Consider the following 8,075-nt stretch of genomic DNA (forward strand, 5'->3'; position numbering starts at 1 on the left):
TAGTATGACTCTCATAAATGCTTTAACCTTTGCAGCTTCGCTTACTTTATCAAGCAGCTCACCATCTGTTTATTTGGCTGAGTTCTCTGATCAAAAGCAAAAAATTAAAACAAAAATTAGCTTTCACCATGCTTTGCTTGCATCAGAAGATGACGGATTATTATTAGAACTTACCAATAAAGAAGTACGTTTATTAGAAAAAAAAGGCATAACACTCACAGCCGCGGATAAAAAGTGGCAAAAAAAACTAAGTACAATTCAAAGACGAAGCTCAGCTAATCAAATGGGAGGAATTCCAGGTTTTAATTGTTATGAAACTGTTGAAGAAACATTTACAGAAGCGGACAAACTTGTAATACAAAACCCTAACCTAGCCCAGTGGATTGATATAGGTGATTCTTGGCAAAAGATAAATGGCGATAAAGGTTACGATTTAAAAGTATTAAAAATAGGTAAACAAAGTCTCATCGACCCTCCAATTTTATTTATACAAAGTGCCATGCATGCAAGAGAATATACAACGGCGGCTTTAACTCTCGACTTTGCAAAGAATTTACTCCAAAACTATGATTCAGATCCAGATATAAATTGGATTTTGAATCGCCATCAAATTCATATTTTATTTCAAACAAACCCCGATGGCCGAAAAATAGCAGAAACAGGTGTTTTTCAACGTAAAAATGTCAATATAAATCATTGCTCACAAGGACATACAGGGATAGATTTAAACAGGAATTTCTCATTTGGTTGGAATACAGTTGACGGGGGCTCTAGTGGTAATGATTGCGATGAAACCTATCGAGGCACACACCCAGCATCAGAACCAGAAGTTTCGGCCATTGAGGCTTATGTACGTTCAATTTACCCTGACGTGAGGGGTGAGAGTGATACTGATGCAGCTCCAATAGATACTAAAGGTTTATATTTAGATATTCATAGTTATAGCGAGCTTATTCTCTGGCCTTTTGGACACACAGAAACTTTAGCACCAAATAATAAAGGCCTTCAAGCATTAGGACGCAAGCTAGCTTATTTCAATGGATACGATCCAGGACAATCTGTAGGTTTATACCCAACCGATGGTACATCTGATAATTTAGCTTATGGCGAACTTGGTATTGCTCATATCACATTTGAACTAGGAACTGCCTTTTTCCAAAGTTGTAATATCTATAATAATAAAATAAAGCCCGATAATTTAAAGGCATTACTTTATGCAGCCAAAGCTGTTGAGGCTCCATATTTGATAACCTCCGGACCTGACATTGCTTCTATTGAAATAACAGATGCCGATGATATCTATATTACCATTGATGTATTGGCCACTGATGAGCAATTTAGCACTAAAGGTGGTATAGAGGCTAAACAAAATATAAATAAGGTTTGGTATAGCATAGGAGCATACCCTAATGAAGAAAACAGCTTACAAGCTGAAATAAAAGATGGGGCCGCAGACACAAGTAAAGAGGTGTTTACTGCACGAATAAAACGAGACGATTTAGTCAATGATCAAATAACGGTTTACTTTAAAGGTGAAGACAGCAGTAACAGCCAAGGTCCTGTTTCAGCAAAAACACTGACGCTTTCACAACCTATAGCAAATGCTGATATAAATTGCCAAGGTGCTAAATGTCACCTGTTAGGTAAAGAAATAGCAAACAGCTATTTATGGCAGCTAGAAGATGGTAGAACGAGTATCAATAAAGCAACAGATTTTATTTTCCCAAGCTTAGGTAGTTATCAAGCAACTTATACCGTGACCAATTCAATTGGGTTACACACTACACAAAATTATGATTTTACTGTGACTGAGCTTTTAAAACCTGACATTAAGTTTTCTGCAATATGCTCAAACATAACATGTAAATTTGATGCATCAGATACCATAGATCTAGATAGCGATAACTTAATTTATAAGTGGGATTTTGGGGATTCAACTTATTCAGATACTATGGTAACGAGTCATGATTATGCCAGTACCGGCAATTTTACAGTGACCTTAACCGTAACCGATGAACACAATCAAACCTCAGTACTCACGCAGGAAATTATAACTACACAAGTCGTTACTCAAGAACCAACACTAGAAAAAACACAAAGTTCTGGAGGAAGCTTTATTTATAATTTATTAATTTTAATTGTTTTTTTAAGAGTAAAACACAAATAAAAAATAAATGCAGGGTAGCTAACCCTGCATTTGCTAAAATTACTTTGTAATTTTAGCAAATGGTTGGCCCATTCTAGTAGTAGTTTCAGGTACTTCTCCTTCTAGAAACTCAGCAACTTGCTGTGGCCAGGCTAAAATAACCGTGGAACCTAATTTGAAGCGCCCCATTTCTTCACCTTTTTTCAAGCTGATTTTATTATCACCCTCAGTAGGGTAATCCCAGCTAAATACTTTTTTACCTGCAGGCGGTGTTACAGTGCCTGACCAAATAGTTTCAATGCTCGCAACAATTGTAGCTCCTACTAAAACCATAGCTAAAGGCCCTATTTCCGTTTCAAAAATAGCCACTACTCGCTCGTTTCGAGCAAATAAGTTAGGTACATTTTGTGCTGTCAAAGGGTTTACAGAAAACAAATCTCCAGGCACATATATCATTTGTTTTAACGTACCATCAATAGGCATATGAATACGATGATAATCTTTTGGTGCTAAATAAATAGTTGCAAATTTACCACCATGAAATGGTGTTGCCGTTTTTTCTTCGCCGCCGAGTAATGCTTGCAAACTAAAATCATGACCTTTTGCTTGAATTAATCTGTCATCAACAATATCACCTAACTGACTTATTTTTCCATCAACTGGATGCGCTATGACATGCTGTTCAGTAGCAATTGGGCGTAAACCATCTTTCAATGGACGCGTAAAAAATTCATTAAAACTTTTATAGTAGCTAGGGTCTTCATGTTCAGCTTCAGTCATATCAATTTGATATTGTTTGATAAAAGCTTTAATCAATGTTGTTGTTAAAGCACCCGCTTCAGCTTGCGCTAATTTACCTACTACACGAGATACCAAATGTTTAGGCATTGCGTACTGCATTGCAATTTTAAATTTATCCAAACTCACAAATGTGTTCCTTTCTTAAATTCAAGAAAATATTTTTTAAACTCTTGGTGCACGTGCACCTGCACGCCCATCAGCCATCGATTCTAATATTTTATGATAACTTTCAAAGCGAAGTTTTGAAATTTTGCCATTCTCTAGCGCTTCTTTAATAAGGCAACCGGGATCATTCAAGTGCTTACAATCTCTGAATTTACAACCGCCGAGAAACTCTCTGAATTCTTTAAAGCACCAAGTTACTCGGTCTGGCTCTAGATGCCACAGACCAAACTCACGGATTCCTGGTGAGTCAATTAAATTACCACCTGAAGCTAAGTGATGTAAGCGAGACACTGTTGTTGTATGTTGCCCTAAACCACTATTTTCAGATACATCTTTAGTTAAAATATTAGATTCTGGAAGTAAAGTATTTACTAAGGTGGATTTACCTACACCACTTTGACCAACAAAAATGCTATTTTTATCGACTAACAAAGTTTTTAGTTGTGTTATACCTTCACCCGTTTTATTACTCATTAAATAAACTTGATAACCAATTCCACGATAAATATCCAGCACGCTTTGCACATACTCTAATGTTTCATTATCAAGTAAATCAACTTTATTTAAAATTAATATCGGTTTTATACCCATGTCTTCACAAGCAACAAGGTAGCGATCAATAATACTAGGAGTAAACTCAGGTAAAACAGCAGATACCATCAATATTTGATCTATATTAGCAGCTACAACTTTAACACCATCATAAAAATCAGGACGTGTTAATTGTGTTTTTCTTTCTTCAACAGCTTCGATTACACCCGCTAAATCACCTTGACTTACCTTCGCTCTACGGAATATAACGTTATCACCACAAACAATATTACTCACTGTACGTCGAATATTACAGCGTAAAATATCTTGATCTACGGTTTCAATATCAGCATGTTGACCAAAACGACTAATAACAACAGCAGCTTCAGTTCCTCCTAAGTTATCATTTTGCCACTCAGGTTGACCTTTACTTACCGAATTTTTAGTCATTTCATCAGCTTGAGTTGCTGAGTTCAGGCGTTTTTGATGGTTTTCTTTAATCCTTCTGGATTGACCTTTGCTCAGTTTCTTTCGTTTTGTCACATTTAGCCTATAACTTAATTAAATTGGGTTGCTTTAAAAAAAATCGTTTAATCCATATCAGAAGCGTATTATGATATAACTAATTGCTTAAAATCGAAAGGAAAGCACCGCTAAGGTAATTTATGTCTTTTCATGAATCTAATTTAATATGGCTTGACCTTGAAATGACAGGTTTAGAGCCTCGTACAGACAAAATATTGGAAATTGCCACTATTGTAACAGATAGTGAGCTAAATATATTGGCTGAAGGACCTGTTATTGCAATTCATCAAAGTGATGAGTTACTCGACAATATGGATCCTTGGTGTGTAAATCAGCATGGCAAATCTGGCTTAACCAAACGCTGCCGTGAAAGTACATATAGTGAACAAGATGCTATAAAACTGACTGAAGACTTCCTAAAAAAATGGGTGCCAAAAGGCGCTTCACCTATGTGTGGTAACTCTATAGGTCAAGACCGTCGCTTTATGAATGTCTATATGCCTAATTTAGAAGATTATTTCCATTACAGAAATTTAGATGTCAGCACAATCAAAGAGCTTGCCCGTAGATGGAAGCCTGACATTTTAAAGCATGTGAAAAAGAAAGGTGAACACCTCGCTTTAGAAGATATTCGAGAATCGATTATGGAACTGAAGATATATCGTACAGAATTTTTTAATTTGTAACTTTTAAAACAAAAAACTTGCAAAAAAAATCATTTCCAGTATTATCTCGCCCCGCTTAGGAGAACAACCTGCGGGGTGTTTTCTTATTCATGGCATGTTAAATAATGTAATATTAGATCGGATATTAAAATGTTACTAGCGATAAAATCGCAGTAGCTTTTAGAAGATGTTCTAAATGTGATGCGGTACTAGCTCAGCTGGTAGAGCGCGACCTTGCCAAGGTCGAGGTCACGAGTTCGAGCCTCGTGTACCGCTCCAAAATTACAATAGTTTATTCACTTAAAATAAATTATTTTTTGCAGTATTAGTTCAGCTGCTAAAGCGTTAGTTGTGACAAATTCATATAAACGCTTAAAATATGTTCTAAATGTGATGCGGTACTAGCTCAGCTGGTAGAGCGCGACCTTGCCAAGGTCGAGGTCACGAGTTCGAGCCTCGTGTACCGCTCCAAAAATTACAATAGTTTAATCAATTACAAATAAATAATTTATTGCAGTATTAGTTCAGCTGCTAAAGCGTTCTTGTGAAAAAGTCGTACAAACGCTTAAAATATGTTCTAAATGTGATGCGGTACTAGCTCAGCTGGTAGAGCGCGACCTTGCCAAGGTCGAGGTCACGAGTTCGAGCCTCGTGTACCGCTCCAAAAACTTCCTTTCTATTAAATAGTAATTTCAAATCTAAACTTGATTAAATTAGCACTCATACTTTCAAACACAAATAACTTATACACCTTTCTTCAAGTAATAAAAATCAAATATTCGCCATTTTAAAAACAACACATATACTTACAGCGATTGAGATTAAACTTAATGGAGCAATCGTTTATATGGCAGCAATATATATTGCAGGTATCGCACTATTCTCTGTTTTGGCTCAATGGCTCGCTTGGGTATTTAAAGTCCCTGCAATTTTATTCTTACTATTAATCGGCTTATTATTAGGGCCAATCTTTTCAATTTTAAACCCCGATGAGCTACTTGGTGACTTATTGTTTCCAATTATTTCACTTTCAGTGGCCATTATATTATTTGAAGGGTCTCTTACATTGCATTTTAGAGAGCTAAAAGGCATTGGAAAAGTTGTTAGGAATCTTTGCTCAATCGGTATGTTTACAACCTTTACCATTATTGCATTAAGCTGCTTTTGGCTATTAGACATAGATTGGCGCGTATCAGCTGTTTTAGGTGCAGTATTGGTTGTTACAGGCCCTACAGTAATCACTCCTTTACTAAACATCATGAGGCCGAGTTTAGATGTCGATAGAATATTGCGCTGGGAAGGCATTGTCATAGATCCAATTGGCGCTTTATTTGCTGTTCTTGTTTTTGAAACTGTCAAATTTGCCGGACCTACAAACGCTTTAAGTCATACGATTTTTGCTTTATTTGCCACCCTCTTTATAGGTCTATCATTAGGTGCTTTAATTGGATGGCTAACAACTTTTTTATTTCGTCGAGACTGGATCCCATATGAACTACAAAAATTTTCAGTTTTAGCATTTGTTTTATTCATCTTCTCACTTTCAAACTCCTTAAGCCATGAGTCTGGGCTTTTAGCCGTTACCGTATATGGGATTTGGTTGGCAAATCAGGATGATCTCGAACTAGATCCTATTTTAGAATTTAAAGAAGATCTTTCCATGATCTTAATTTCAGCATTATTTATACTATTGGCAGCAAGATTAAAATTATCAGAATTATTATTACTAGGACCAACAGTCGTTATATTTTTGGTCATAGTATTATTTGTGGCTCGCCCACTGTGTATTGCAGTTTCCACCTTAAATTCGGAACTTACGTTCAAAGGAAAGCTACTGCTAGCTTGGATCTCACCAAGAGGAATAGTCGCTGCAGCTGTTGGTTCTGTTTTCTCTCTCAGTTTGGCTGAGCAAGGTATAAAAGATTCTGAAAAAATAGTCCCTCTTATTTTTACAGTCATTATCGTAACTGTCATTTTACAAAGTCTAACCGCTTTACCATTAGTAAAATTATTGAAAATGCACCGACCAGAGCCTTCCACAATTTTAATTATTGGTGCTAATCATGTTGCAAGGGCGATAGCAAAAGGACTTGAAGAACAAAATATTGATATTTACTTATCTGACCCTGCGTGGGAAAACTGCAAAATGGCAAGAATGAATGGTTTACCTTGTTATTATGGTAACCCGCAGTCTGAGCATGCAGAAAGGTACCTCCCCATGACAGACATTAAAACTGTATTAGCATTATCTCCTAATCGACACCATAACGCTTTAGGAGTGCAATACTTTTCTCATTTGATAAAAGATAAAAATGTATTTTCATTGAAGTCTTCAAACATACACGCCAAAGCAAACAAAGACAGTGCAACTTTTTTATCACGGCAAATACTATTTTTAACTGAAAATGAAGAGAACAATACTTCTTTCACACGTCTAAGTAATTTAATAGCTAAAGGAGGTAAAGTAAGTACGACAAGAATTGCTCAAGAATTTACCTGGTGTAATTATTTAGAAGTAAATAAAGAAGCGATTCCCCTTTTCATCATTAATTCATCAGGTCATGTAACACCTTTCACTCCAAAAACTTGTACACCTGAAGAAGGTGAGATGGTTATAGCAATGCAACCTGCAAAAATTACGATACCAAAAGAAACATCTTAGGCTTTAAGTATCAATTAGCGTATAGATGTATTTTTCAAAAACTAAAACATAAAAATTCGACACCTTGTTATATCTGGTTTTAGCGAATAGTAATTTGAAATGACAATTTTTTAGTTTGTTAATTTTAAGATTGCCTCAGTTGGCATAAAAATAAGAATCATCATTCAAAAAAATTTAAATCCAAACGTAGAAAAACCGAGACATTGCTGTATCGTGTTTCTTTTAATTTGAAAACCTTGAGTCTGTCGATACATCCATTATTAAAAAATAGGTTTAAATGCCAGAAACTAAAAAGCCCAACTCAATGAGTTGGGCTTTTTACTATTATACGAGTTTGACTTGCTTGGCAGTACAAAATTTCTAAAATACAAAAACGAAAAAACCCGACACATTGCTGTATCGGGTTTCTCTAATTAGGAGCCTGGCGATGTCCTACTTTCACATGGGAAACCCCACACTATCATCGGCGCTGTTTCGTTTCACTACTGAGTTCGGCATGGAGTCAGGTGGGTCCAAAACGCTATTGTCACCAAGCAAATTCTTTTCATCTTGCTTTGTTCTTGTTTTTGTCTTTAATAAT

General features: G+C 36.0%; 5 protein-coding genes, 3 tRNA genes and 1 rRNA gene. 6 read left to right on the forward strand and 3 right to left on the reverse strand.

Translation table 11 applies throughout. From position 1 onward, the window contains the following. Window positions 1–4: 4 nt before the first annotated feature. On the forward strand, window positions 5–2,167 hold the full coding sequence (locus BM088_RS17045) for a M14 family zinc carboxypeptidase (protein WP_177208086.1): 2,163 nt from the start codon (window positions 5–7) through the stop codon (window positions 2,165–2,167). 39 nt (window positions 2,168–2,206) lie between these two features. On the opposite strand, the gene asd is transcribed toward BM088_RS17045, so the two are convergent. Together asd and rsgA are read right to left on the reverse strand one after the other, a co-directional pair. Continuing rightward, the gene (asd, locus tag BM088_RS17050; RefSeq protein WP_091987099.1) at window positions 2,207–3,073 is read right to left on the reverse strand and encodes an archaetidylserine decarboxylase; all 867 of its coding nucleotides are present in this window, start codon (window positions 3,071–3,073) and stop codon (window positions 2,207–2,209) included. Window positions 3,074–3,109: 36 nt separating this feature from the next. Then, on the reverse strand, window positions 3,110–4,186 hold the full coding sequence (gene rsgA, locus BM088_RS17055; RefSeq protein ID WP_091987104.1) for a small ribosomal subunit biogenesis GTPase RsgA: 1,077 nt from the start codon (window positions 4,184–4,186) through the stop codon (window positions 3,110–3,112). A 122-nt stretch (window positions 4,187–4,308) separates the two neighbouring features. Between rsgA and orn the strand changes: the two genes are divergently transcribed. The 5 genes from orn to BM088_RS17080 all read left to right on the forward strand — a co-directional run bounded on the left by orn (window position 4,309) and on the right by BM088_RS17080 (window position 7,495). Then, on the forward strand, window positions 4,309–4,854 hold the full coding sequence (orn, locus tag BM088_RS17060; protein ID WP_091987108.1) for an oligoribonuclease: 546 nt from the start codon (window positions 4,309–4,311) through the stop codon (window positions 4,852–4,854). Between the two features lie 182 nt (window positions 4,855–5,036). Beyond that, window positions 5,037–5,112: transfer RNA gene (locus BM088_RS17065), tRNA-Gly, on the forward strand. Between the two features lie 116 nt (window positions 5,113–5,228). Beyond that, a tRNA-Gly gene (locus tag BM088_RS17070) sits at window positions 5,229–5,304 on the forward strand. A 117-nt stretch (window positions 5,305–5,421) separates the two neighbouring features. After that, a tRNA-Gly gene (locus BM088_RS17075) sits at window positions 5,422–5,497 on the forward strand. A gap of 183 nt (window positions 5,498–5,680) precedes the next feature. Beyond that, on the forward strand, window positions 5,681–7,495 hold the full coding sequence (locus BM088_RS17080) for a cation:proton antiporter (RefSeq protein ID WP_091987112.1): 1,815 nt from the start codon (window positions 5,681–5,683) through the stop codon (window positions 7,493–7,495). A gap of 419 nt (window positions 7,496–7,914) precedes the next feature. Here the strand turns inward: BM088_RS17080 and rrf are convergent. Continuing rightward, window positions 7,915–8,029 (reverse strand): 5S ribosomal RNA (gene rrf, locus BM088_RS17085). Window positions 8,030–8,075 lie beyond the last annotated feature (46 nt).

The organism is Pseudoalteromonas denitrificans DSM 6059, assembly GCF_900112265.1.
GTDB classification, from domain to species: Bacteria; Pseudomonadota; Gammaproteobacteria; order Enterobacterales; family Alteromonadaceae; genus Pseudoalteromonas; species Pseudoalteromonas denitrificans.

Bases quoted from the DNA above. Each gene is read 5' to 3' on its own strand.
- BM088_RS17080 (WP_091987112.1), top strand. From the start codon at position 5,681: ATGGCAGCAATATATATTGCAGGTATCGCACTATTCTCTGTTTTGGCT.
- orn (WP_091987108.1), top strand. From the start codon at position 4,309: ATGTCTTTTCATGAATCTAATTTAATATGGCTTGACCTTGAAATGACA.
- BM088_RS17045 (WP_177208086.1), top strand. From the start codon at position 5: ATGACTCTCATAAATGCTTTAACCTTTGCAGCTTCGCTTACTTTATCA.